Source organism: Rossellomorea arthrocnemi, from assembly GCF_904424705.1.
Taxonomy (GTDB): domain Bacteria; phylum Bacillota; class Bacilli; order Bacillales; family Bacillaceae_B; genus Rossellomorea; species Rossellomorea arthrocnemi.
The window spans coordinates 43999-67820 of record NZ_CAJGBF010000019.1; the positions used below are offsets into that span (position 1 = coordinate 43999).

Genomic DNA, 23822 nt, shown 5'->3' on the forward strand with positions numbered 1-23822 from the left:
AAGGTATGGCAAATTAGAGGTTCTCATCGATTATGTTATCAAATTAACAAGTGAAATAACATACTGATTAACGGAGTGCGATTTAGTCATTTGAAGTATAAGAATAATCAAAATGAATAGGGGAATTAGGTGTAAGTTAGAGAAGTAATGTATGTTAAAGAGGAGCATAAGGACTTAAAGTTGTACTCGATAATAAAAAAGGAGAGTAAAGCCTTTTCATTGGTATGATGGGTAGAGAAAATAAAGAAGAGTCGAATTCAAGGAACATTTCGAAAATACGAAATGTTCCTTTTTTTAATGCTATAATATGTTTGGATAAAAAAGGGAGTTGTCGTCGTGGAGTTTATATCGTTACCGGTCATTTCAATTGCACTATTCATCTTAATCATACATAGCATTGAAACACTTGCTTATGCAGTCAGGTTATCGGGGGCAAGGGTGAAGTTAATCGCCTCTGGTCTTTCCCTGTTTAATATGATGGTCATTGTGTCACGAATGTCGAATATGATGCAGCAGCCTTTCACAGGAGGTCTCACCGATTCTGCGCCAGATGGTCGAAAATTAGAAGTGGTAGAAGAGCAATTCAGGGTGCTGATCGGTGCCTCGACTTTAGGGACTCTCATAGGGGTCGTGTTATTGCCTACGTTCGTCGCTTTGTTTTCCAGGGGTATTATCCATCTTTCGGAGCAGGGAGGTTCTGTGCCGAGATTAATCAAGCTTGGGTTTCAAAATGATTTTTATAAAAGAGGGGTCCGTCATTTCGCCAAGCCGGGAAGAAGATATTTATCGGGAATCAATTTCAGGAGGATTCCAAAGAGACTATTTTTCATCAATATGCTGATTACAGCCGTTTACACGATTGGTGTTCTATCAGCCCTATATGCTGCCCTCATCGTACCGGATCGACAAGGCAGTGCCACCATGGCTTCGGGATTGATCAATGGTATCGCAACGATCTTATTGACGCTTTTCATTGACCCGAAGATATCCGTCCTGGCAGATGATGTGGCAAATGGGAAGGGGAATTATCAAGAGCTAAAGGGTCTTTCCATTATGATGGTCATCTCCAGACTGTTCGGGACACTGCTCGCTCAACTAATCTTTATCCCGGGTTCCTATTATATTGCCTGGATGAGTCAATTTTTTGTTACGAAGTAAGTAAGGAGGAGGGATTCCTTGTCTGGAACTACATATTTTTACGCATTGGCAGTGCTTGTGCTCTTTTTTTTGATTCCTTATTTAACCTTAAGGGACATAAAGAAAGGGAGAAAAATCTCGGCTGTTTTTACTTCAAAAGTCATGCTGGTGATCTTGCTTTTTGTGGCGTTAGGGGAAGTGTTGAACGTTTTTTTTGATGAAGCATCTATGATGTATTACAATCAGATATTCTTCCTTGGTATCATCATACTTATCGTTTTGCCGCTGATCCTGCTCTTCTTTTACACGTTGAAAAATGATTGGAAGAAGTGGAAGGATCCAAATGAATATAAATACCAGTGGCTGTACAAAGTGAGGTACTTATTGATGACTGCTGTCGGTGCATTATTCATAGGGGCGTTGTTTCGGTTTTACCAGATTTTTATGGTTCTTTTTTAACGAAAGCACTATTTAGACTTTTACGTAAGGAGATAATTTATGCCAACAAAAGATGACAATTGGAAAAAAGATCGAATCGGATCTGCCCATTCTGGCCGTAATCCCATGGTCCTGTCCAACATGAAAAGTGGGTTCGCCGTAATGGGGGATACACAATTTCTGCCCGGGTATTGTGTCTTGCTACCATACGTTGAAGTGAGTTCTTTGAACGATTTGAGTATGAAACATAGAACTGATTATTTGCTTGATATGAGCATTATTGGAGACGTCGTAACAGAAGTGTGTAAGCCGAAAAGGATCAATTATTCGATTTACGGAAATTCAGATGCTTTTTTACATGCTCACATTTTTCCGAGATACGAATGGGAAGGGAAAGACTATATAACTAAACCGGTGTGGAACTATTCTCAGGATCACTGGATCGATGGTGGTTACTTGTATTCGGAGAAAAAACATTTGAAATTAAGAAAGAAACTGATGGAGTGTTTTCGAGAAAAGGGCTACACGTTATAGATATTTAAAAGGGGGATTTGTATGAAGAATCCAAAATGGCTGTGGTTGCTTGGAATCATTTTCGTCCTTCTTACAGGATGCCAGGAATCCGATCAAGCTGCACAACCTACTAATAAAAACGACTCTGCACTGAATGCGGATGTGGTGGATGAGCACGGTGGCATTTCAGGATTGGATAAAATGGAGAACTATTTTCAGCAGGTAGGAAAGAAAGAAAAAGGAGATTTGAGAGTAGTATCCTACACGATTGAGGGAGATCCCATACTCACGGATTTAGCTTACGATGGGAAACAGATAGAGGTGAAACATGACTCAACTAGAGATCAATATGGCAGTGGCGGGGTGGACACCTTTCAATGCGGAAAATTAAAACGGGAAGAGAATCCTACCAATCTGTCTTATTATCTTACAGATTGTGATGGAGTACAGGGGAATATGTGGGATATTCTTACGGCTTCGTATGATGTACAGCGACAGGATGTTTTTGAAGTGGAGTTAAGGTACGGTAAAGAAGGTGAAAAACAAACGATCGAACTGAATGATGAGGATAAGCAGGAGGTCTATAAGCAGCTGGTGTTGGCGAATTATTTAAATTCCAAGCCTGAGAGTGATGAATGCCCTAAAGAAAAACAGGCGGACAATTACTTCATGAAAGTGAGGATAAATGGAGGCAATCACACGCTTAACTGGAATGCCTGCGGATCTCATGAACGTTCGAAGCCGTTCACTGATATTGCTGAGTACATTATTCATGCATCCCAAAATCCTGCGAAAAGCAATGAAAATGTCATTTACGGTTACATCATGGAGGTGAAGGAAAATCAAATCCTAATTGGTAAAGATTTAACTGCCACCGATTTAGTGTCACTGGAAAAGGTGAAAGGGGAAGAGTTATCGAATTTTAATATTACTTTTTTATATGTAGAAACAGAAGACGCCGAAGAATTTTCAGAGGGAGACAAAATTGTCATGAAAGTCGATGAGGTGTTGGAGGGAGGTTCTCCTGGGAGGGTCAGGGCAAGTGATATTAAGAAGATAACTGAATAGAAATAGGTAATGATCAGCCTTACCTATATCGTTATCCTACGAAAATATTGAGATGTCCAATCGGATTTGAAATAATTGGTACAGGAGATGGGCATTAAAGGAGTGAGTTTCATCAAGGATTCTCCATAGGGGGGATAAAACGAGGCGTATGTTTTATAAAGTGGGAGAGGTTAAACTTGGTGAAAGGAAGTGTACGCAATGGTACATACAGTTACTAAAGGTGACTTGCGTGGTACGGCTTCGGGTGTTCTATTCATGGCGTTTTTCGGTACTTTATGGTCGTATACAGGAGTCATGGGGCTGCAAGGATGGGGAAGCCCCTGGTTATTAATCGTTGCTTTAGCAATCGGAATATTGTTAGTCGTCGGTGGGTTCTCATTAATCTCCGCATCGAAGGAGTTTCCTCAAGGGACGTCGATCCACAACGGGAACGACGGCAGGAAAATGAGAATGTGGTTTAACATCATTTTCGCTGGGGAGGGGATAGCAATCGGAATCGCAATCGGTGTGTGCAATGCTGTCGGACATCAGGAATATATCCCTCTCATTATTGCCATCATTGTCGGTCTTCATTTTCTCCCATTGGCACGGCTGTTCCGGGTCAGCATTTATTATTATACTGGCTTATTACTATGTGTGGTTCCTGTTATTACCTGGCTTTTCATTCCTGAGACTGTTACATTGAATGGTCAGCAGCTCGATGCATATATGTCTGTCGTCGGTTTAGGATCGGCATTGATTCTATGGGTGACGAGCCTTGCCATATGGATGACAGGCAGAAGATTAATAGGACTTGTTCCTGATCCGTTGACAAACGATATGACTCATTAGTATTTATTGAAACATCCCGGCAGCGGAGAAGTCCTTCCATTGCAGGGGTGTTTATTCGTTTCAGCTTGAAGATTCGAAATATTTATGAAATAATTACCATTACCAGTAAAAGAAAGGAAGGAAGCTATGGTTCCGATCATTTTTCAAAAGCCCTTCGATCATTAGACCTCATGCATTGTGTGGAAACCGCCTTAAGGTTAGCGAATTACCACGGGTTATTTGCTAATGATTAAAGGAGGATTTCCATAGATGAATAAACAACTAATGATACTGTTGACAGGCAGAATCATCACAAATTTTGCTGACAGCTTTTACATGATTGCGACGATCTGGTATGTGAAATCAGCTACGTCTTCCCCCTTTTTAATCGGGCTTGCAAGTGCAGTGGCGATTCTGCCCGTAACGATTCAATTTCTGTACGGTCCGGTTATCGATCGTTTTTCAAAGCGGAAGATTCTTTATGTTGCCATGCTTGGTCAGGGGGCGTTGGTCGGCGTCATCGCTGTCTTGTATTATACGAATCTATTATGGCTGCCACTGTTATTCACATTGATGTTTGTGGCCCTTTCGTTATCGGAATGTACCTTCCCGACTGAAAGTGCCCTGATTGAAAGCCTGACTCCCCGTGAACAGCTTACAAAGGTGAACTCGATTTTTGCCTTTTCTTATCAAACCCTTGATATCATATGTGATGCTGTATCGGGGATCCTGATCGCTTTTATTGGATTAGGTTTGATTTATGTGGCAAATAGCGTTTTATTGATCGGGACGGGACTGCTGTTTTTATTTTACTTAAACGTTCCTAAGTCGAAAAAGGAAACGGAAGGGCGAACGGTTCATTTCATTAAACAGTATAAGGAAGATTTCAAAGAAGGATTTTTAGTCGTGAAAAAACGTCAGACACTTCTAAGCATCGTGTTCGGTATCATCGGGATGAACGTGATGGCGACCATGGGGATTGCCATGCTCCCTGTCATCTCGGATTCATCTGCGGAATACGGATTCTGGTTGACGGCCATGTCTTTAGGCACTCTGATAGGGACCATCCTATCCAGTAAGGTAGAGAAATTTGCCCTTAATCGCAGTTTGCCGCTACTGTCATTATGGTCCGGGATATGTTGGATGCTGACGTTTGTATGGAAGGACGCTTCGATTCTGCCTTATTTATTGTTTGCTCTATCATGGGCGGGGATTGGCATCATAGGGATTTATGTGCAAACATTGATTCAGGTCAATCTGCCACAGGGATATATTGGGATCGGGTTTGCCTTCATTTCTTCATTGCTAGGGTCCTTAAGTCCCTTAGGGTATCTTCTCGGAGGGGTGATCGGAGAGTACACTTCTGGAAGTTTCCTTTTGGGAATGTCAGGTGTGGGTTACCTGACATTTGCCTTGTACTTCAGGATGAATCCTAAGTTGAGAAAGTTGAACAAACCATTAAACGTCCGTTTTGAAGATTCGTGATTTATCAGGTTTCCCGAGTTGGGAAGCCTTTTTTCAAAGCTGAAAAGGGCTGTAAGCTGGTATTGTTTTTATAGATCGATTAAAACTAGTATATATGTATTTTTTATACAATTGAGGTCGGTGTGGGTATGGATAATTTTGGAATTTGGCGCAATTATAGATGGAAATGACGCAATTAATGCCGTTTTTGACGCAATTATCAAAAAAATGACGCAATAAATTACATTTTGACGCAATTCTAATGAAAAATGACGCAATCAAGGCAAATGAGAGGGCTGGAGCTAATTGAAATGCCAGTCAGCAAAGCCAATGAACCGAAATAACCAATCTCATCCACAAAATGAACAAAAAAAAGAACCCGTCACCCGACAGGTTCACCCAACAAATCTAATCATCCTCATACTGCAATTCCAACGTAATTTGCGTAGTCGTATAAAAGTACATTTCCTTCACTTTCAATCGGAAGTTTTTATCATTCAGCTTGACGGTTTTATTTTCAATTATTTTTTTGATGAGTTCTTTATTCCCGAACACCGTTTCCAAGTCCTTGGTCAGTAGGCTCCGCAAATCTTCACTCAACTTATCCTCGGTTTCGTGGATACTAAGCAATTCCACTTTTGTTTTCGTATTGTTAATGATCTTCACCTTAACTTCCTGAATGGTTAGTTCGTCTTCGTTTTCCTGGTTCAATTGTTTATATTCTTCCTGCAGGTAGGACAGGGTGTGTTTCAGTTTGCTGATGTCATTTTTTTGTTCTTCTATTTTTTGGGCCTGTTTTTCATGCATGGTGCCGAACATGAATAAGAAGATCATCCAGCTGATGATGCCTCCCACGACCATCCCTGCGAAGAAACGCTGCCAGGAGGGTAGCCGGTAGAAAGGGGGGATCCTCATGACGGCATATGCTCCTGGGTGAGCCAGGTAATGATCATGGCCGCCGTGTTTGCTCCTCCGAGGGCAGACAAGATCCATAGGAATTGTTTGAAAAGTTCTTTTGTTTCCCCGTTCAGAAAGCCTTTTTCAAAGCTGTATACTGTATCGAATGTGCCCCCGATAGCTGCAATGATGGCCCAGATGCGCAGGAAATCGGATAGTCGTCTCATTTCAATGAATAAAGGCTGCCCCATGGCAAAAGACGCCAAGCCCCCAAGCAGTGATCCCCCAAGCAATACCCCCATAGCGATAAAGAAGCTTTTGAATAATTCGGGAAAGAAAGCTTCTGCCATTTCATCATCTCCATCTATTACGTGTCTTTACGATAACTATATGGGACAAGGGGGCAAGATATGAGGGAGAACATATTTTCTTTTTTGCAGTTTCTTTCCTATAATAAAAGTATATTAAGAAAAAGGTTGTGCATAACATGTCATTTGTTCATTTACAAATAGCGAGTGCCTATAGTCTCTTGTCTAGCACGATATCGATAAATGGACTTGTACATAAAGCGAAGAATTCCGGGTATAAAGCATTGGCTTTGACCGATAAGAATATGATGTATGCCGCCATCCCTTTTTATAAGGCGTGTTTAAAAGAAAAGATCAAACCGATCATCGGGTTGACCGCAGATATTGCGTCAGAGGAAAGCTCATATCCTCTTGTTCTCCTCGTGAAAAATCAAACGGGCTATCAGAATCTATTAAAAATCTCGAGTGCCATCGGGGCGAAGTCGAAAGACGGATTACCGTTAAAGTGGCTTTCTTCCTACAGTGAGGGTTTGATTGCCATCACTCCAGGCATCAAGGGAGAGATTGAAAGTCTGCTATTAAATGATGAAAGAGACAAAGCAAAAGAGTGCATCCACACCTACCAGCAGATGTTTGGTAGAGACTCCTTTTATGTAAGCATTCAAAAGCATGGAATTCCGTCTGAGGATACACTTATCCCCTTACTACAGCAGGTGGCTGAAGAGACAGGGGTGGAATTGGTTGCGACCAATGATGTCCAGTATCTCGACCAGGAAGATCATTTTGCCCATGAATGTATGGGTGCGATCCGGGACGGTGTGAAATTGTCTGAGGATGAACGGGACGTTCTTGGATCACAGGAGTATTATTTCAAGAACAAGGATCAGATGGTTGAATTATTTTCTGATCATGTTGGGGCACTGGAAAACACGGTGAAGATAGCGGAGTGCTGTCATCTGACTATCCCTTTCCATCAGCAACTCCTGCCGAAATATCCTCTGCCTGAAGGAGTATCCGCCCTGGAGAAATTGACGTACCTTTGTGAAAAGGGGTTAAGTGAGCGGGTGGAATCGGTTTCTGATGAGTATATTGAGAGATTGGATTATGAGCTCGAAGTCATCGGGAGGATGGGGTTCAGTGATTACTTCCTGATTGTCTGGGATTTCATGAAATATGCGAAGGAAAGAAAGATTTTGACCGGACCTGGACGTGGATCGGCAGCCGGTTCCCTCGTATCCTATGCCCTCAGCATCACAGATGTGGATCCCATTGAGCATCATCTGCTGTTTGAACGATTTTTGAATCCTGAACGGGTTTCCATGCCGGATATTGATATCGATTTCCCGGATCACAGACGGGACGAAGTGATTGAATATGTGGAAGGGAAATACGGTAGTCTCCACGTCGCCCAGATCATTACGTTCGGGACATTTGCGGCCAAAGCGGCGCTTCGTGATACGGGACGTGTGTTCGGATTGAATATGAAGGAGCAGGAGCAGCTATCGAAGCTTGTGCCGAATCAGTTGGGTATCACTCTGAAGGAAGCTTATAGCAAGTCGAAGGGATTTCGTGAATGTGTGACGGGATCCGAACATTATAAGAGGTTATTTGAGACGGCATGCAAGCTCGAAGGACTTCCAAGGCACACCTCCACTCATGCTGCGGGCGTTGTAATGAGTGAAGGTCCATTGGTCCAGTGGGTCCCCATTCAAGGAAGTTCTTCCGGTATTCACCTCACACAGTTCTCCATGGATATATTGGAAGAGATCGGATTGTTGAAGATGGATTTCCTTGGACTTCGCAATCTGAGTATATTGGAAAGAATCGTGAAGAATGTTCAAATGGGAACCGATCAATCATTCTCCATTGATACGATCCCCATGAATGATGCGAAAACGTTCGAGCTATTGAGTAAAGGGCAAACGAACGGGATCTTTCAGCTTGAATCGGATGGGATGAGGAATGTTTTGAAAAAGCTGATGCCGAATTCCTTTGAAGACATTGTGGCGGTGAACGCCTTGTACCGTCCTGGCCCGATGGAGAATATCCCGATGTATATCAACAGGAAACATGGGAAAGAAGAGGTGGAATATCCCCACCCCGATTTGAAACCGATCCTTGAGAGGACTTACGGTGTCATTGTGTATCAGGAGCAGATTATGCAAATCGCTTCGAAAATGGCTGGGTTCTCCCTCGGGGAAGCGGATCTCCTCAGAAGAGCCGTTTCCAAGAAGAAAAAAGATGTCCTGGATCAGGAAAGGGAGCATTTTGTTTCCGGTTCCATCCGGAAAGGCTATAAGGAAGAAGTCGCCCATACGATTTATGACCTGATTGTCCGATTTGCCGACTACGGTTTCAATCGGTCACATGCCGTTGCGTATAGTATGATCGCTTATCAACTGGCTTACCTGAAAGCTCACTATCCCGGGTTCTTTCTATCGTCACTCCTGACATCCGTAGTCGGGAATGAAACAAAGGTGGCTCAGTACATACGGGAAGCCACGCAGTACGATATTTCGATCCTGCCTCCGTCTATAAATACAAGTCAGTTTGTGTTTACTGTCGAAGGAAAGAATCGGATCCGTTACAGCATAGGGGCGATTAAAGGAATCGGAGCAGCTGCTTTGAAAGAAATCATCCGTGCGAGAAAAGAGAAACCGTTTCAGGATTTGTTTGATTTCTGCATGAGGGTGTCTCAGAAGGCCATCAACCGGAAGATCCTTGAGAATCTCGTGCTTGCAGGGGCGTTTGATGAATTTGGAATCGATCGTGCTACATTGCTTGCGAGTCTGGATGTGGCGACGCAGCATGCGGAACTCGTGAATCCCGAAGATGATCCTGATTTGTTCCATGAAGAAGAGGCATTTATGTTAAAGCCGAAATATGTGGAAGTGGACGCTATGACCATTGATACGAAGCTTCAGTTTGAGAAGCAGGTCCTCGGACTTTACTTATCGGATCATCCCGTTTCTTCTTATCGTTCCTTGTTTCAGGAACTGGGACTGATTCAAATAGCTGATCTTGAGAAAGGAACAAAAATCAGACTTGGTGGCTATATTACCGCTGCTAAATCCATCCGGACCAAGAAGGGGGAAGTAATGGCTTTCCTCGAAATCGGTGATGAAAGCGGAGAGATGGAAGCTGTAGTGTTTCCGAATGTATACCGAAACAACATGCCTCTCTTGAAAGAAGGGAATATTCTACTATTCGGGGGTAATGTGGAAGATCGCAATGATAAACTGCAGTTCATCGTGAATCAGTTGGAAACGATGGAAGAAGTTCAGGCAAGGGTAAATGAGAGCAGCCAAAAGCTCTATTTGAAAATCGCCGTGGATCAGGATGAAGAAGCTTGTATGGAACGGATTCATCAAACCATTACCCGGTTCAAAGGGAAGACTCCGGTCATCGTTTACTATGAGCATACGAAAAAGAGTATAAGGCTTCCGGACCATCTGTGCATAAGTCCGTCACAAGAGGCTCTTAAGGAATTGCACCGTATTCTTGGCGGGGCAAATGTCATATTACAATAACATACTTTACTAAAATCGATATTTATATTATTGTTTAATAGAAAAAGGTGGTCAGACCACCTCTGAACTTATTATATTTACTTATTATTTTTACATTTAAAAGATTCGTCTGTGCACGTATCGATCTATAGCATGTAAAAGAATCAGAAGGAGTGAGTCAATTTGTCATTACGTGAAGAAGCTCTGCATATGCATCGAGTGAATAAAGGGAAATTAGAATCTAAATCCAAGGTGGAAGTCCGGAACGCTGATGACTTGAGTTTAGCTTACTCACCAGGGGTGGCAGAACCATGTAAGGTGATTTATGACAAGCCTGAAACCGTCTATGATTATACAATGAAAGGGAATATGGTCGCAGTTGTGTCAGATGGTACGGCTGTTCTGGGTCTGGGGAATATCGGTCCGGAAGCGGCTCTTCCCGTCATGGAAGGAAAAGCGGTCCTATTCAAGAGTTTTGCAGGAGTAGATGCATTCCCAATCTGCCTGAATACAACTGATGTGGACAAGATTGTTGAAACAGTCAAGCTTCTTGAGCCAACATTCGGAGGTGTGAACCTTGAAGATATCGCCGCACCGAATTGCTTCGAAATCGAAGAGCGCTTAAAGAAAGAAACCAATATCCCTGTCTTTCATGATGATCAACATGGTACAGCGATTGTAACCGTGGCTGGACTTGTGAACGCTCTCAAGATTGTCGGAAAGAAGATGTCTGAAATCAAAGTAGTGGCGAATGGTGCTGGGGCAGCCGGTATGGCCATCATTAAGCTTCTCTATCGTTATGGTGTGAGAGATATCATCATGTGTGATTCCAAGGGGGCGATCTACGAAGGGCGTCCTGAGGGGATGAATGGTACGAAAGACGAAGTGGCGAAGTTTACGAATCGTGATCACATTAAAGGCGGCCTTTCAGAAGTATTGAAGGATGCCGATGTATTCATCGGTGTATCCGTTGCAGGAGCTTTAACGGAAGAAATGGTTTCCTCCATGAAACAGGATCCGATCATCTTTGCCATGGCGAACCCGGTTCCTGAAATCATGCCGGAACTTGCGAAAGCAGCAGGAGCGAAGGTCGTCGGGACAGGTCGATCTGATTTCCCTAACCAAGTGAATAATGTCCTGGCATTCCCGGGTATTTTCAGGGGAGCATTGGATGTTCGTGCGACTCACATTAACGAAAAAATGAAGCAGGCTGCCGTTGAAGCGATTGCCTCCCTGATTACTGAAGACGAGTTGAATGCGGACTATGTGATTCCGGCGCCGTTTGATAAGCGTGTGGCACCAGCCGTTGCAGCTGCCGTAGCCAAGACAGCTATGGAAACAGGGGTGGCACGCTTAAAGGTGGACCCGGAAGAAATCCGTAAGAAGACAGAAGATTTAGCGGTTATCGGGAAGAGTGAATGATGACAGAAGTGAACTCTCTCCATACTCACGCTAAGGTATATATTGGAATTGTTCACCAGTTGAGAGAAATGATATCGAAGGACTGCCTTAAGCCCGGAGATAAGATTCCTTCCGAAAGGGAGCTGTCCGAACGTTTGAACGTCGGACGCTCTTCTGTCAGGGAAGCACTCCGGGCACTTGAACTGTTGGGGCTGATTGAAACACGCAGGGGGGAAGGTACCTTTCTGCGGGATTTCAGGGACCATCATCTGATTGACCTTCTTGGTATGTTCATCCTACAGGACGACATGGCACAGGAAGACATTCTTCAAACGAAGATGATGATCGAGAAAGAAGCGTTAAAAGCCCTGTTTCTAGAAGGGGAAAAGACAGAGGGTCTCTTAGAGAAGATTTCTGAAAGTGTAAACCTGGACGACGTCTTCAGGGAGATCGTGATGTTGAGTTCGAATTACTTGTCTCAACGTATCTGGAATATCCTGAATGATTTTGAAACGTTGATCTGTGGTGAGAAAACGCTCACTGCAGCTATGAGGGAAGAGATGATCAGGATGCTTCACGGCATCGACCATCAAGAGAAGGAAACTGTGCAAGAGACATATAAAAGGGTCAGGAAAATTGTCGATGAAGACGCGACAATTTCCAACATCTTTTTTTAAACCTTTCCATTAAACTGATAGTCAAGCAGTTTTAGATCATGCATTTACTATATAGAAGCGAATGGACAGCTGTCGTGAAAGGGAATTAATACCCGCTGAAGTAAGCTACTGTCATTCGGTAAGGAGGTTTCACCTTGCTAAAGGAACTGTTTAACAAATCGAAAAAGAAAAAATATGCAACGATTCCTTCTGAAGCGGCCAAACATGACGTTCCGGAAGGCATCATGACGAAATGTCCTGATTGCAAAAAAATCATGTACACAAAAGAACTTCAAAAAAACTTAAAGGTGTGCATTCATTGCGGGTATCATCACGGAATGGGCTCACCAGAAAGAGTCGATAGCTTTATAGATGAAGGTACATTCAAAGAGCTTGACCATGACCTTACTTCCGGTAATCCTTTGAACTTTCCTGACTATGAAGGGAAAGTGGAGAAAGACCGGAAAAAGACGGGGATGAATGAAGCCGTGCTGACCGGATCTGGGAAGGTGAACGGGGTTGAAGTCGTCACTGCCATCATGGATTCCCGTTTCAGAATGGGAAGCATGGGATCGGTTGTCGGAGAGAAAATCACGAGAGCCATTGAAGAAGCCGATAAACGGAAGGTTCCGTTCATTATCTTTACCGCTTCAGGCGGAGCGAGAATGCAGGAAGGGGTCCTCTCCTTGATGCAGATGGCCAAGACCAGCGTGGCCCTGAACCGATTGAGTGAAAATGGGGGTCTCTTCATCTCGATCATGACTCATCCAACGACAGGCGGTGTATCGGCAAGCTTCGCGTCCGTCGGTGATTACAACTTTGCCGAACCGGGAGCACTAATCGGCTTCGCCGGCAGACGAATCATTGAACAGACAATCCGGGAAGACTTGCCGGAAGATTTCCAGACATCCGAATTTTTATTGAAACATGGACAACTTGACGGAGTCATTTCGAGACTCGAGTTAAAAGAGAAGATCGGGACAATACTTGATATACATCAGTGGGACGGTGATCTGCCATGGTAAATGAGATGGAATTTGAAAAGCCTGTATTTGAGCTGAAAAAGAAAATAGCCGAGCTGAAGGAATTCACTCAGAATTCAGACGTCGATTTATCCAAGGAAATCGAGAAACTGGAAAACAGGCTCACGAAACTTGAAAATGATATCTATGAAAACATGAAGCCGTGGGAAAGGGTTCAGGTGGCACGTCATCCGAACCGCCCGACTACTCTTGATTATATCGGCTACCTCTTTACGGACTTCCTCGAAATGCACGGAGACCGTCTGTATGGGGATGATGAAGCGATTGTCTCAGGAGTAGGGAAGTTTCAAGGTGTACCTGTGACGATCATCGGGCACCAGAGAGGGAAAGATACGAAAGAAAACATCCGCCGGAACTTTGGTATGCCTCACCCTGAAGGATACCGGAAAGCTTTACGCTTAATGAAGCAGGCGGACAAGTTCAACCGTCCGATCATCTGCTTTATTGACACGAAGGGTGCATACCCTGGTAAAGCGGCAGAAGAGCGGGGACAAAGTGAAGCCATAGCCCGAAATCTTGTTGAAATGGCAGGTCTGACCGTTCCTGTCATCTGTATCGTTATCGGTGAAGGCGGTAGTGGCGGTGCCCTGGCACTTGGCGTGGGAAATCATATTCACATGCTTGAAAACTCCACTTACTCCGTCATCTCACCTGAAGGGGCCGCTGCCATCCTCTGGAAGGATTCGACCCAGGCGAAACGGGCGGCTGAATCCATGAAGATCACGGCGCCGGATTTGAAGGAGCTTGGAATCATTGATGAGATCATCACTGAAGTCAAAGGCGGTGCTCATAAAGGTGTCGAAGAGCAGGCGAAGTATATCAATGACGTCCTTAAGAACTCACTGAAAGAGTTGATCCCGATGAAAAAGGACGAATTGATTCAACATCGGTACGAAAAATTCAAAGCGATGGGTGAATATTCCGTTTTAAATGATTTAATTGGGGTAAAATCATAACAAATTAAGGACTGACAAATAGGAATTACCTTTTGTCAGTCTTTTTCATTCATTCATCGGAAAGTAGGGCTTTTTGACGATATTTTGAAGGTTTTAACAATTGAAACGCTTCCATTTGATAGATTATTTCGTCTTTTGCGTTTCCATCCAGTAACTTGTTGAGAACCTTGAACCTTCGTGTTATTTTAGAAATAATCCAAAGTCTATTGGTCCATAATAATGTAATGAATGCAGACCCGGAATTTCCTTTTCTTTGATTTATGTGAAACGATTAACAAGCTGTACCATTCATTTACATATAAGGCATATTTCTTAATGAGGTGATCGTAGTGAAAAAGATTGGTGTATTAACAAGTGGTGGAGATTCACCCGGTATGAATGCAGCCGTCCGTGCAGTTGTGCGTAAAGCCATCTTCATGGATCTGGAAGTATACGGTATTTATCAAGGGTATAATGGATTAATCAACGGGAACATCAAGAAGCTTGAGCTTGGTTCTGTCGGTGATATCATTCATCGTGGCGGAACGATGCTGTATACGGCCCGCTGTGAAGAATTCAAAACAAAAGAAGGCCAGAAAAAAGGAATCGAGCAATTGGAGAAACACGGCATTGAAGGCCTTGTTGTCATTGGGGGAGACGGATCTTACCAAGGGGCGAAAGCCTTAACGGAATGGGGATACCCTTGTGTCGGTGTACCTGGTACAATTGATAACGATATTCCAGGGACTGAGTATACAATCGGTTTCGATACAGCCCTGAACACGGTTATCGATGCAATTGATAAAATCCGTGACACAGCTACTTCACATGAGAGAACGTTTATCATTGAAGTAATGGGACGAAATGCAGGGGACATCGCTCTTTGGGCAGGACTTGCAGGTGGAGCTGAAACCATTCTGATCCCTGAAGAAAAATTCGATCTTGATGATGTAGTAAATCGATTGAAAAAAGGTCAGGAGCGCGGTAAGAAGCATAGTGTGATCATTGTTGCCGAAGGAGTCATGTCCGGGAATGAATTTGCAAACCGTTTCACAGAAGCAACGGGAATGGATACACGTGTCTCTGTCCTTGGCCATATTCAGCGCGGTGGAACGCCGACGGCTTCTGACCGTGTCCTTGCAAGCCGACTGGGTGCCCACGCAGTTGAACTGCTTGCTCAAGGAAAAGGCGGAAGAGCAGTAGGGATTGAGAAAAATCAATTAGTTGATTACGATATTATTGAAGCACTTGCCAAGCCACATCAAATTGACTTGAACATGTACAGACTTTCCAAAGAGCTTTCAATCTAAATTGTTGTAAGATTTCAGGAGGTAAAGAAAATGAGAAAAACGAAAATAGTATGTACGATCGGCCCTGCCAGTGAAAGTGTAGACAAGTTATCCCAACTGATCGAAGCAGGAATGAACGTTTCCCGCTTAAACTTTTCACATGGTGACCATGAAGAGCACGGACAGCGAATCGTCAATATCCGTGAAGCAGCAGAAAAAGCCGGTAAAACCGTCGGAATCCTTCTTGATACAAAAGGTCCGGAAATCCGTACAAATAATATGGAAGATGGTGCAATCGAACTAACACAAGGTTCCACTATTATTGTTTCCATGAATGAAGTACTCGGAACAACAGAGAAATTCTCCGTTACATACGAAGGATTGATTGATGATGTTCATGTGGGTTCTAAAATTCTTCTTGACGACGGTTTAATCGGTTTGGAAGTAACGGAAATCGACAAGGCCAACGGTGAAATTCATACAAATGTGGCCAACAGCGGGACACTAAAGAATAAAAAAGGTGTAAACGTTCCAGGCGTATCAGTGAACCTGCCAGGAATCACCGATAAGGATGCAAAAGATATCGTATTCGGCATCGAACAAGGTGTTGACTTTATTGCGGCATCTTTCGTCCGTCGTGCATCCGATGTATTGGAAATCCGTCAATTATTGGAAGAACATAACGCTTCTCATATTCAAATCATTCCTAAGATCGAAAACCAAGAGGGTGTTGACAACATCGATGAGATTCTTGAAGTATCTGACGGATTGATGGTAGCCCGTGGAGATCTTGGTGTGGAAATCCCTGCTGAAGAAGTACCATTGGTTCAAAAGATGCTGATCAAAAAATGCAACTCACTGGGTAAACCTGTCATCACGGCCACTCAAATGCTTGATAGCATGCAGCGCAACCCTAGACCGACAAGAGCAGAAGCAAGCGACGTTGCCAATGCGATCTTTGACGGTACAGATGCCATCATGCTTTCTGGTGAAACGGCAGCCGGTACGTATCCTGTAGAAGCCGTTCAAACCATGCATAATATTGCGTCAAGAGCAGAAACCGCGTTGGACTATAACGCCATTCTATCTTCACGCAGCAAAGACAGCGAGCACAACATGACTGATGCTATCGGTCAATCAGTTGCCTACACAGCCCTTAATCTGGATGTGAATGCCATTGTGGCTCCGACTGAGAGTGGTCACACTGCCCGTATGATCTCTAAATACCGTCCGAAAGCACCAATCGTAGCTGTGACAGGTACTGACTCTGTATCACGCCGTCTGGCGCTTGTATGGGGCGTATACCCTACAGTCGGCCGTAAAGTGACGACAACAGATGAAATGCTTGATATGGCAGTAGAAGAGAGCGTCAATTCAGGTATGACGAAGCACGGAGACCGCATCGTCATCACAGCGGGTGTGCCGATCGGTGAATCAGGAACGACAAACCTGATGAAAATTCACGTAGTAGGAGACATCGTTGCAAAAGGTCAAGGAATTGGCCGTAAATCTGCTTATGGTAAAGCAGTTGTAGCAACATCTGCTGAAGAAGCTGTGAAGAATACGACTGAAGGCTCCGTCCTTGTTACTATCGGCACAGACAAAGAAATGATGCCTGCTCTTGAGAAGTGTTCTGCACTGATCGTAGAAGAAGGCGGACTTACTAGCCATGCAGCCGTAGTCGGTATCAACCTGGGAATTCCTGTAGTGGTCGGAGTGGACCACGCCACTTCACTATTCACAAATGGTCAGGAAATCACGGTGGATGCTACACATGGCGTGATTTATAATGGGTATGCAAGCGTATTGTAATTGGTTGGTTGATGAAAAACCAGGGTCTTTAGTGGACCCTGGTTTTTTTGCTTGAAAAGAAGGTGTGCTATGTAAAGGTGGCGTGATGCTCACCATTTGTACGAGATTAGCTCCAAGGTTTGATTGGAAGTGCCGCAATACTATCAAGATTGCCGAAACAACATCAAATGCACCTAATCGAAATCGGCGTATTCTTCTTGAAAAAATCACACCCCTATAAAACCTCTTTTATATTCAACAAAACCCCTACATAATGCACAGTATCTTTAATATGCTATAATAAAAGGAAGCAAGTATTAAAACCAAATGGAGGAATCCATCATGAGATATATGTTGTTATTATTAATTATCATACCAGCCCTTGAAATTGGATTATTGGTTCTTTCCGGACAGGCTATTGGTCTTGTGCCGACGGTCCTGTTGATCATAACGACTGGACTATTGGGCGCTTACTTAGCTAAGAAGCAGGGGATAGAGACGATAAGAAAAGTGCAGAGGGATATGCAGTATGGAAAGCTTCCGGGTGATGCCATCATGGATGGTTTGTGCATCCTTGTGGGGGGCGTCGTCCTATTGACACCTGGATTCATTACAGATGCCATTGGATTTTTATTACTGCTTCCTGTCACCAGAAGAATGTTCAAACCATTCATCTATCGGTTATTCAAACGCTGGATCAATAATGGGAATGTAATCATATACAGATAAAGCAAAAAGCACTGCTCCTCATTGAGCAGTGCTTTTCCCTATTTTACCCCCATAATGAATCTCCACGTATCTTCAAATACCCCGGCTCGTTTAAGAGTTGATAAAATCACCAGCACTACAGGACCGACGATGAGGCCGAGGAAACCGATGAGTTTAAACCCGACAAAAAGTGCAATCAAGGTAGCGAGGGGGTCAAGCCCGATGCTTGAAGACAATACTTTCGGTTCCATGATCTGCCGTTGGACGACAACGACGAGGTAAAGAACCGACAGCCCGATCCCCAAGCCGACGTTGCCTGTAATGAATTCATAGGCAATCCATGGAACGAATACAGCGCCTGTCCCAAGATAAGGCAGGATATCCACAAGACCAGTCACAAGCGCAATGGTGATGGCGTAATCTACTCTGAGGATAATCAACCCGATCAGTACAATGATGGCGGTGATCGAGATGAGGGTGAATTGGGCCCTGATAAACCCGAATAGTGCCCGTTTTAAGTCGACGAACACCTTTCTCCCGCTGCTCATCGCCTTACCTGGAATGATTTTCTCCGCTTTAGCAGATAATGTATACCAGTCCTTACTGATGAAAAACGTGGCTAATGCAGCAAATATCAGAACAGATGCGGCATTTGGAATCCACGAGATCAGCTGAGGCAGTTTCGTAAAGAAGTTCTGCAGGAAATCACCTGCGGAAGTCGCAATTTTCGTTCCGGCTGTCTGGACATTTTCGAGTATCGTGTCCTGTTGTCCGGCTTCAAGATTCTTGAACAAACCGGCAAGTTGATTGTAGAGAGGGATGACATGCCCGACGATGATATCCTCTGCATATGTTACCAGGGTTTGAACATGCTTAGGCAGTTCTTCTGCTAAATAATTGGCTCCAGAGACAATTTCGGCAATCAATAGGGTGATGAGTCCGGCAAAGATGGCGGCGATCAAAATGAGAGACAGGGTGACAGCCCATATTCTCGGGAGCCATTTTTCCAGTCCGTTCACCAGAGGATTGATCAATAATGCAATGGCAACGGCGATGATAAATGGATATGCAAGCTTCCATATGTAAAAGAGTGAAATCAATGAGAGAATGATGATCGCAACTACGATCAGAAAACGGATCGTTCGATAAACATAATCTAAATTCAAGGGCTTCCCTCCTACCGGGTCTAGTAATTCTATTTTATAGGAGACAGGAAATGAAAGGAAGATATATTTGAGAGTGGATGAAGGATTTTATGTAGGATGTGGAAAGTTGATATGGTAGGATAATAATTGGAGCACATAAGAGGGAGGCAGGGAAGAGGAATGACACAGCCATTCATGTTTTTACTGCTTTTATTGGGAATCGGTCTGATGGCAAAGAATCAATCCATTATTATAGCCGTAGCATTTTTAATCGTATTAAAGCTAATCGGTCTTGATGAAAAAATATTCACCACCATTCAGTCGAAAGGTATCAATTGGGGTGTCACGATCATTACAATAGCGGTATTGGCACCGATTGCTACGGGTGAAATCGGCTTTAAGGATTTATTTGATTCTTTGAAATCCCCTTATGCATGGATTGCTCTTGCCTCTGGTATGGCTGTGGCGTTGATTGCAAAGAATGGATTGACCCTTCTGGAGGATGATCCACACCTCACGACAGCTCTGGTACTTGGAACGGTATTAGCCGTGGCTTTCTTTAGAGGGGTTGCTGTTGGACCGCTGATCGGCGCAGGGATTGCCTTCCTGGCAATGAAATTGTATGAATGGTTCCTGTGAAAATACCCTCGGAATTGTACAGTTCAATCCTCGTTTATCCGATGGTTTATTTTTCTAGAAAAATAATTTTTATAGAAATTGGTGCGTTTTCATTCACAAAAGTCAGATAATTGTTTATAATAGGAAATGTAAGCGCATCCCAAGCTCTCGTGATATCATAGGAAGAGCCGGGAATCATTTTTTGTATAGGAATTGAGCAATCGCTCAACGTGTTTATTTGCGTTCTTTTTAAACAAGCCTACTAGACTTAATAGATCGTTTTGTAGGGTTTTATGCTCATATGAAAATGGGTAAAAGAGAAATAATTAACAAAAGGAGAGGTTATTATGACAGCAACTCGCGGATTAGAAGGAGTTGTAGCTACAACATCGTCCATCAGTTCCATCATTGACGATACTCTTACATATGTTGGCTACAACATTGATGATTTAGCAAACAATGCAAGCTTCGAAGAGGTTATCTATTTATTGTGGCATCTGAAGCTGCCTACATCATCAGAACTTCAGGAATTTACAGAGCTGTTAGCAGCTAACGCTGAACTGCCTAAGGAAGTCATCGAACATTTCAGGATGTACAACATCAAGGAAGTCCATCCGATGGCTGCTTTACGTTCCGCTGTATCCTTACTTGGATTATATGATGACAAAGCAGACGTTATGGAAGAAAAGGAAAACTATTTAAAAGCCGTTCGCCTTCAAGCGAAGATCCCGACGATCGTAACGAGCTTTGCACGTATCCGCAACGGTCAGGAACCGATTGCACCACGTAAGGATTTAGGTTTTGCCGCTAACTTCTTATACATGCTGACAGGAAAAGATCCGGAACCTGTTGAAGTCGAAGCGTTCAATAAAGCGCTTGTCCTTCATGCGGACCATGAGTTAAACGCTTCCACGTTCACGGCACGTGTCTGTGTGGCGACTCTTTCTGACGTCTATTCAGGTGTTACCGCTGCAATCGGGGCCTTAAAAGGACCGCTTCACGGTGGGGCAAACGAACAGGTTATGAAGATGCTTACTGAAATCGGTTCTGTTGATAAAGCGGAAGAGTATATCCTCGACAAATTAGAGAAAAAAGAAAAAATCATGGGCTTCGGTCACCGTGTTTACCGTCAGGGAGATCCGCGTGCCAAGCATCTTAAAGAAATGTCAAAAAAATTAACTGAATTAACAGGACAAAGTAAATACTACGAAATGTCCGTTAAGGTAGAAGATGTATTTACATCAAATAAAGGCTTACCGCCAAATGTTGATTTCTATTCGGCATCGGTTTACCACAGCTTGGGCATCGATCATGATCTATTCACTCCGATCTTTGCTGTCAGCCGTGTATCCGGATGGTTGGCTCACATCTTAGAACAATATTCAAACAACCGCTTAATCCGTCCTCGTGCCGATTATGTGGGTCCTGGCAAGCAGGAATATGTGCCGGTTGAAAAAAGAGGTTAATCATCAATATTTACAAACAGTGAAAATATTGGTGTAATAAATAAGAGAAGGGGAATGACTCTAGATGCATAAGGCACTTATGGTCATCCCCTTTGATAATGAATAAATGGAGGTTACATAATGACACAAGGTGAAAAAATTACAAACCAGAACGGCCAGCTTAATGTGCCAAACAATCCAATCGTTCCATTCATTGAAGGTGACGGAACAGGTCCTGATATTTGGGCAGCCGCTCAACGCGTCCTGGATGCTTCTGTTGAAAAAGCATACAAAGGTGAGCGCAAGATTTCATGGAAAGAAGTATATGCAGGGGAAAAGGCATTCAACAAAACGGGCGAATGGCTGCCAAATGATACGCTTGAAGCAATCCGTGAATATTTCATCGCGATCAAAGGTCCTCTTACAACTCCGGTTGGCGGCGGTATCCGTTCATTGAATGTTGCGCTTCGCCAGGAATTGGACCTGTTCACATGCCTGCGTCCTGTCCGCTACTTTGAAGGTGTTCCATCACCGGTTAAGCGTCCAGAAGACACTGACATGGTCATTTTCCGCGAAAACACTGAAGACATCTATGCAGGTATCGAATACGCAAAAGGTTCTGATGAAGTCAAAAAATTAATCAGCTTCCTTCAAAATGAAATGGGAGCAAATAAAATCCGTTTCCCTGAAACGTCCGGTATCGGGATCAAGCCAGTTTCTGAAGAAGGGACAAACCGTCTTGTTCGTGCAGCCATCAATTACGCGATCACAGAAGGCCGTAAATCAGTAACATTGGTTCACAAAGGGAACATCATGAAGTTCACTGAAGGAGCTTTCAAAAATTGGGGTTACGAGCTTGCTGAGAAAGAATTCGGCGATAAAGTATTCACTTGGGCTCAATATGACAAGATCAAAGAAGCAGACGGATTGGAAGCAGCTAACAAAGCTCAATCTGATGCTGTAGCAGCTGGTAAGATCATCGTGAAAGATTCAATCGCTGATATCTTCTTACAACAAATCCTTACTCGTCCAGCTGAATTTGATGTAGTGGCTACAATGAACTTAAACGGAGATTACATCTCTGATGCATTAGCTGCTCAGGTAGGTGGAATCGGTATTGCTCCTGGAGCCAATATCAACTACGAATCAGGACATGCAATCTTTGAGGCAACTCATGGAACAGCTCCTAAATATGCAGGTATGGATAAAGTAAATCCATCTTCTGTTATCCTATCAGGTGTGCTTATGCTTGAGCACCTTGGTTGGACAGAAGCTGCTAACCTGATTTCAAAATCAATGGAGAAAACAATCGCATCTAAAGTCGTAACGTATGACTTTGCCCGTCTAATGGATGGAGCGACAGAAGTAAAATGTTCAGAGTTCGGAACAGCTTTAATCGAAAACATGGGTTAATAGTAAATTGATATGGGGATGGGGTGCTTCGTAATGAGGCACTCCTTCCTTTACATAATGAGACGAATAGGAGGAATTATGATGGCAATTAAACGTAGAAAAGTATCTGTTATCGGTGGAGGTTTCACTGGGGCGACAACGGCACTGATGCTCGCTCAGAAAGAGCTTGGAGATGTTGTATTGGTTGATATTCCGCAAAATGAGGATCCAACGAAAGGGAAGGCACTTGATATGCTTGAAGCGAGCCCGGTTCAAGGGTTTGATGCAAACATCATCGGCACGTCCAATTATGAAGATACAAAGGATTCGGATATCGTTGTCATTACTGCAGGGATTGCCCGTAAACCGGGGATGAGCCGTGATGATCTGGTTCAGACCAACCAAAAGGTCATGAAATCGGTCACGCAGCAAATCGTGAAGCATTCACCGGACTGTTACATCATCGTGTTGACGAATCCAGTAGATGCCATGACATATACGGTATTTAAAGAATCCGGGTTCCCGAAAGAGCGCGTGATCGGACAATCCGGAGTGTTGGATACAGCCCGATTCCGTACGTTTGTGGCTCAGGAATTAAATCTTTCCGTGAAGGATATTACAGGTTTCGTTCTCGGAGGCCACGGTGATGACATGGTTCCTCTTATTCGTTACTCATACGCCGGAGGAATTCCTTTAGAGACATTGATCCCTAAAGATCGCCTTGACGCCATCGTTGAACGTACCCGTAAAGGCGGCGGCGAGATTGTTGGGCTACTCGGTAACGGCAGTGCCTACTACGCACCGGCTGCTTCTCTCGTTCAAATGGTCGAAGCCATCCTGAAGGACCAGCGCCGCGTCATTCCCGCCATTGCTTACTTAGAAGGTGAATACGGATTCGAAGGCATCTATCTCGGCGTCCCGACCATCCTTGGTGGTAATGGACTGGAAAAAATCATTGAGCTCGAACTAACCGAAGACGAGAAAGCTGCACTCGCTAACTCAGCAGACGCCGTAAAGAACGTCATGTCTTCATTGGCTTAATAGATTGAATCGCAACTGACTTCCAAACTGGGGGTCAGTTTTTTTTTCAACAAACGAGCTTATCGAAGGGCTTTCTTTAAGTGTTAAACAAGCTCTTAACCCTTTTCCCGACAATCAGGCAGACTCTCCAATGAGTCTGTTTTTTACTTTGATTTTGATTAATTAATTAATATATTAAATGCACAAATTAATATATTGAATAAAAATATAAATA

General features: G+C 43.6%; 21 protein-coding genes. 18 read left to right on the forward strand and 3 right to left on the reverse strand.

Going from position 1 to position 23822, the window contains the following annotated elements; translation table 11 throughout:
- The first annotated feature begins 336 nt into the window (after positions 1 to 336).
- From BAA9072_RS19335 to BAA9072_RS19360, 6 genes are all read left to right on the forward strand, one after another.
- Positions 337 to 1158 (forward strand): lipid II flippase Amj family protein, encoded by an 822-nt coding sequence (locus tag BAA9072_RS19335; protein ID WP_201716320.1) that lies wholly within the window; start codon positions 337 to 339, stop codon positions 1156 to 1158.
- 18 nt (positions 1159 to 1176) lie between these two features.
- Positions 1177 to 1596, forward strand: coding sequence for a hypothetical protein (locus tag BAA9072_RS19340; protein WP_201716321.1), 420 nt, complete (start codon positions 1177 to 1179; stop codon positions 1594 to 1596).
- Between the two features lie 39 nt (positions 1597 to 1635).
- The gene (locus tag BAA9072_RS19345) at positions 1636 to 2109 is read left to right on the forward strand and encodes an HIT family protein (RefSeq protein WP_230980948.1); all 474 of its coding nucleotides are present in this window, start codon (positions 1636 to 1638) and stop codon (positions 2107 to 2109) included.
- 21 nt (positions 2110 to 2130) lie between these two features.
- On the forward strand, positions 2131 to 3156 hold the full coding sequence (locus tag BAA9072_RS19350) for a DUF4362 domain-containing protein (protein ID WP_201716322.1): 1026 nt from the start codon (positions 2131 to 2133) through the stop codon (positions 3154 to 3156).
- 198 nt (positions 3157 to 3354) lie between these two features.
- Complete coding sequence (locus BAA9072_RS19355) at positions 3355 to 3987, forward strand: hypothetical protein (RefSeq protein WP_201716323.1); 633 nt, start codon at positions 3355 to 3357, stop codon at positions 3985 to 3987.
- Between the two features lie 249 nt (positions 3988 to 4236).
- Entirely contained in the window at positions 4237 to 5451 is a 1215-nt protein-coding gene (locus tag BAA9072_RS19360; RefSeq protein ID WP_201716324.1) for an MFS transporter, read from the forward strand.
- Positions 5452 to 5838: 387 nt separating this feature from the next.
- Here BAA9072_RS19360 and ytrI read toward each other — a convergent pair whose 3' ends face one another.
- On the reverse strand, positions 5839 to 6345 hold the full coding sequence (gene ytrI / locus BAA9072_RS19365; protein ID WP_201716325.1) for a sporulation membrane protein YtrI: 507 nt from the start codon (positions 6343 to 6345) through the stop codon (positions 5839 to 5841).
- Complete coding sequence (locus BAA9072_RS19370) at positions 6342 to 6677, reverse strand: YtrH family sporulation protein (protein WP_034756917.1); 336 nt, start codon at positions 6675 to 6677, stop codon at positions 6342 to 6344. The genes ytrI and BAA9072_RS19370 overlap by 4 nt, the downstream gene beginning before the upstream one ends.
- Positions 6678 to 6814: 137 nt before the next feature.
- Here BAA9072_RS19370 and dnaE point away from each other — a divergent pair, with 137 nt between their 5' ends.
- The 8 genes from dnaE (at position 6815) to BAA9072_RS19410 (ending at position 17988) form a co-directional block, all read left to right on the forward strand.
- Positions 6815 to 10165, forward strand: coding sequence for a DNA polymerase III subunit alpha (gene dnaE, locus BAA9072_RS19375; RefSeq protein WP_201716326.1), 3351 nt, complete (start codon positions 6815 to 6817; stop codon positions 10163 to 10165).
- Positions 10166 to 10327: 162 nt separating this feature from the next.
- Positions 10328 to 11566: an NAD(P)-dependent malic enzyme gene (locus tag BAA9072_RS19380; protein ID WP_201716327.1), complete on the forward strand. Its 1239-nt coding sequence runs from the start codon at positions 10328 to 10330 to the stop codon at positions 11564 to 11566.
- Positions 11563 to 12222 (forward strand): FadR/GntR family transcriptional regulator, encoded by a 660-nt coding sequence (locus BAA9072_RS24565; RefSeq protein ID WP_201716328.1) that lies wholly within the window; start codon positions 11563 to 11565, stop codon positions 12220 to 12222. The genes BAA9072_RS19380 and BAA9072_RS24565 overlap by 4 nt, the downstream gene beginning before the upstream one ends.
- 134 nt (positions 12223 to 12356) lie before the next feature.
- On the forward strand, positions 12357 to 13226 hold the full coding sequence (gene accD / locus BAA9072_RS19390; protein WP_201716329.1) for an acetyl-CoA carboxylase, carboxyltransferase subunit beta: 870 nt from the start codon (positions 12357 to 12359) through the stop codon (positions 13224 to 13226).
- Positions 13220 to 14200, forward strand: a complete 981-nt coding sequence (accA, locus tag BAA9072_RS19395; RefSeq protein WP_201716330.1) for an acetyl-CoA carboxylase carboxyl transferase subunit alpha — start codon at positions 13220 to 13222, stop codon at positions 14198 to 14200. The genes accD and accA overlap by 7 nt, the downstream gene beginning before the upstream one ends.
- A 329-nt stretch (positions 14201 to 14529) precedes the next feature.
- The gene (gene pfkA / locus BAA9072_RS19400) at positions 14530 to 15489 is read left to right on the forward strand and encodes a 6-phosphofructokinase (RefSeq protein WP_201716331.1); all 960 of its coding nucleotides are present in this window, start codon (positions 14530 to 14532) and stop codon (positions 15487 to 15489) included.
- 30 nt (positions 15490 to 15519) lie between these two features.
- Positions 15520 to 17280 carry a pyruvate kinase gene (gene pyk / locus BAA9072_RS19405; protein ID WP_201716332.1) on the forward strand — a complete coding sequence of 587 codons (1761 nt, stop codon included), beginning with the start codon at positions 15520 to 15522 and terminating at the stop codon, positions 17278 to 17280.
- Positions 17281 to 17601: 321 nt separating this feature from the next.
- A complete protein-coding gene (locus BAA9072_RS19410) occupies positions 17602 to 17988 on the forward strand; it encodes an FxsA family protein (RefSeq protein ID WP_201716333.1) in 387 nt (128 codons plus the stop codon).
- A 38-nt stretch (positions 17989 to 18026) separates the two neighbouring features.
- On the opposite strand, the gene ytvI is transcribed toward BAA9072_RS19410, so the two are convergent.
- Positions 18027 to 19133: a sporulation integral membrane protein YtvI gene (ytvI, locus tag BAA9072_RS19415; protein WP_201716334.1), complete on the reverse strand. Its 1107-nt coding sequence runs from the start codon at positions 19131 to 19133 to the stop codon at positions 18027 to 18029.
- 159 nt (positions 19134 to 19292) lie between these two features.
- On the opposite strand from ytvI, the gene BAA9072_RS19420 reads away from it, so the two are divergent.
- The 4 genes from BAA9072_RS19420 to mdh all read left to right on the forward strand — a co-directional run bounded on the left by BAA9072_RS19420 (position 19293) and on the right by mdh (position 23608).
- Positions 19293 to 19751 (forward strand): DUF441 domain-containing protein, encoded by a 459-nt coding sequence (locus BAA9072_RS19420; RefSeq protein ID WP_201716335.1) that lies wholly within the window; start codon positions 19293 to 19295, stop codon positions 19749 to 19751.
- A gap of 326 nt (positions 19752 to 20077) precedes the next feature.
- Positions 20078 to 21196, forward strand: coding sequence for a citrate synthase (gene citZ, locus BAA9072_RS19425; RefSeq protein WP_201716336.1), 1119 nt, complete (start codon positions 20078 to 20080; stop codon positions 21194 to 21196).
- A gap of 120 nt (positions 21197 to 21316) precedes the next feature.
- Positions 21317 to 22588: an NADP-dependent isocitrate dehydrogenase gene (icd, locus tag BAA9072_RS19430; RefSeq protein ID WP_201716337.1), complete on the forward strand. Its 1272-nt coding sequence runs from the start codon at positions 21317 to 21319 to the stop codon at positions 22586 to 22588.
- An 81-nt stretch (positions 22589 to 22669) separates the two neighbouring features.
- Positions 22670 to 23608: a malate dehydrogenase gene (gene mdh / locus BAA9072_RS19435; RefSeq protein ID WP_201716344.1), complete on the forward strand. Its 939-nt coding sequence runs from the start codon at positions 22670 to 22672 to the stop codon at positions 23606 to 23608.
- The last annotated feature ends 214 nt before the right edge of the window (positions 23609 to 23822 follow it).

Excerpts from the sequence above, each read along its gene's own strand:
- BAA9072_RS19345 (WP_230980948.1), top strand. The coding sequence starts at position 1,636 with ATGCCAACAAAAGATGACAATTGGAAAAAAGATCGAATCGGATCTGCC.
- BAA9072_RS19350 (WP_201716322.1), top strand. The coding sequence starts at position 2,131 with ATGAAGAATCCAAAATGGCTGTGGTTGCTTGGAATCATTTTCGTCCTT.
- BAA9072_RS19355 (WP_201716323.1), top strand. The coding sequence starts at position 3,355 with ATGGTACATACAGTTACTAAAGGTGACTTGCGTGGTACGGCTTCGGGT.
- BAA9072_RS19360 (WP_201716324.1), top strand. The coding sequence starts at position 4,237 with ATGAATAAACAACTAATGATACTGTTGACAGGCAGAATCATCACAAAT.
- ytrI (WP_201716325.1), bottom strand. The coding sequence starts at position 6,345 with ATGAGGATCCCCCCTTTCTACCGGCTACCCTCCTGGCAGCGTTTCTTC.
- BAA9072_RS19370 (WP_034756917.1), bottom strand. The coding sequence starts at position 6,677 with ATGGCAGAAGCTTTCTTTCCCGAATTATTCAAAAGCTTCTTTATCGCT.
- dnaE (WP_201716326.1), top strand. The coding sequence starts at position 6,815 with ATGTCATTTGTTCATTTACAAATAGCGAGTGCCTATAGTCTCTTGTCT.
- BAA9072_RS24565 (WP_201716328.1), top strand. The coding sequence starts at position 11,563 with ATGATGACAGAAGTGAACTCTCTCCATACTCACGCTAAGGTATATATT.
- accA (WP_201716330.1), top strand. The coding sequence starts at position 13,220 with ATGGTAAATGAGATGGAATTTGAAAAGCCTGTATTTGAGCTGAAAAAG.
- pyk (WP_201716332.1), top strand. The coding sequence starts at position 15,520 with ATGAGAAAAACGAAAATAGTATGTACGATCGGCCCTGCCAGTGAAAGT.
- BAA9072_RS19410 (WP_201716333.1), top strand. The coding sequence starts at position 17,602 with ATGAGATATATGTTGTTATTATTAATTATCATACCAGCCCTTGAAATT.
- BAA9072_RS19420 (WP_201716335.1), top strand. The coding sequence starts at position 19,293 with ATGACACAGCCATTCATGTTTTTACTGCTTTTATTGGGAATCGGTCTG.
- citZ (WP_201716336.1), top strand. The coding sequence starts at position 20,078 with ATGACAGCAACTCGCGGATTAGAAGGAGTTGTAGCTACAACATCGTCC.
- icd (WP_201716337.1), top strand. The coding sequence starts at position 21,317 with ATGACACAAGGTGAAAAAATTACAAACCAGAACGGCCAGCTTAATGTG.
- mdh (WP_201716344.1), top strand. The coding sequence starts at position 22,670 with ATGGCAATTAAACGTAGAAAAGTATCTGTTATCGGTGGAGGTTTCACT.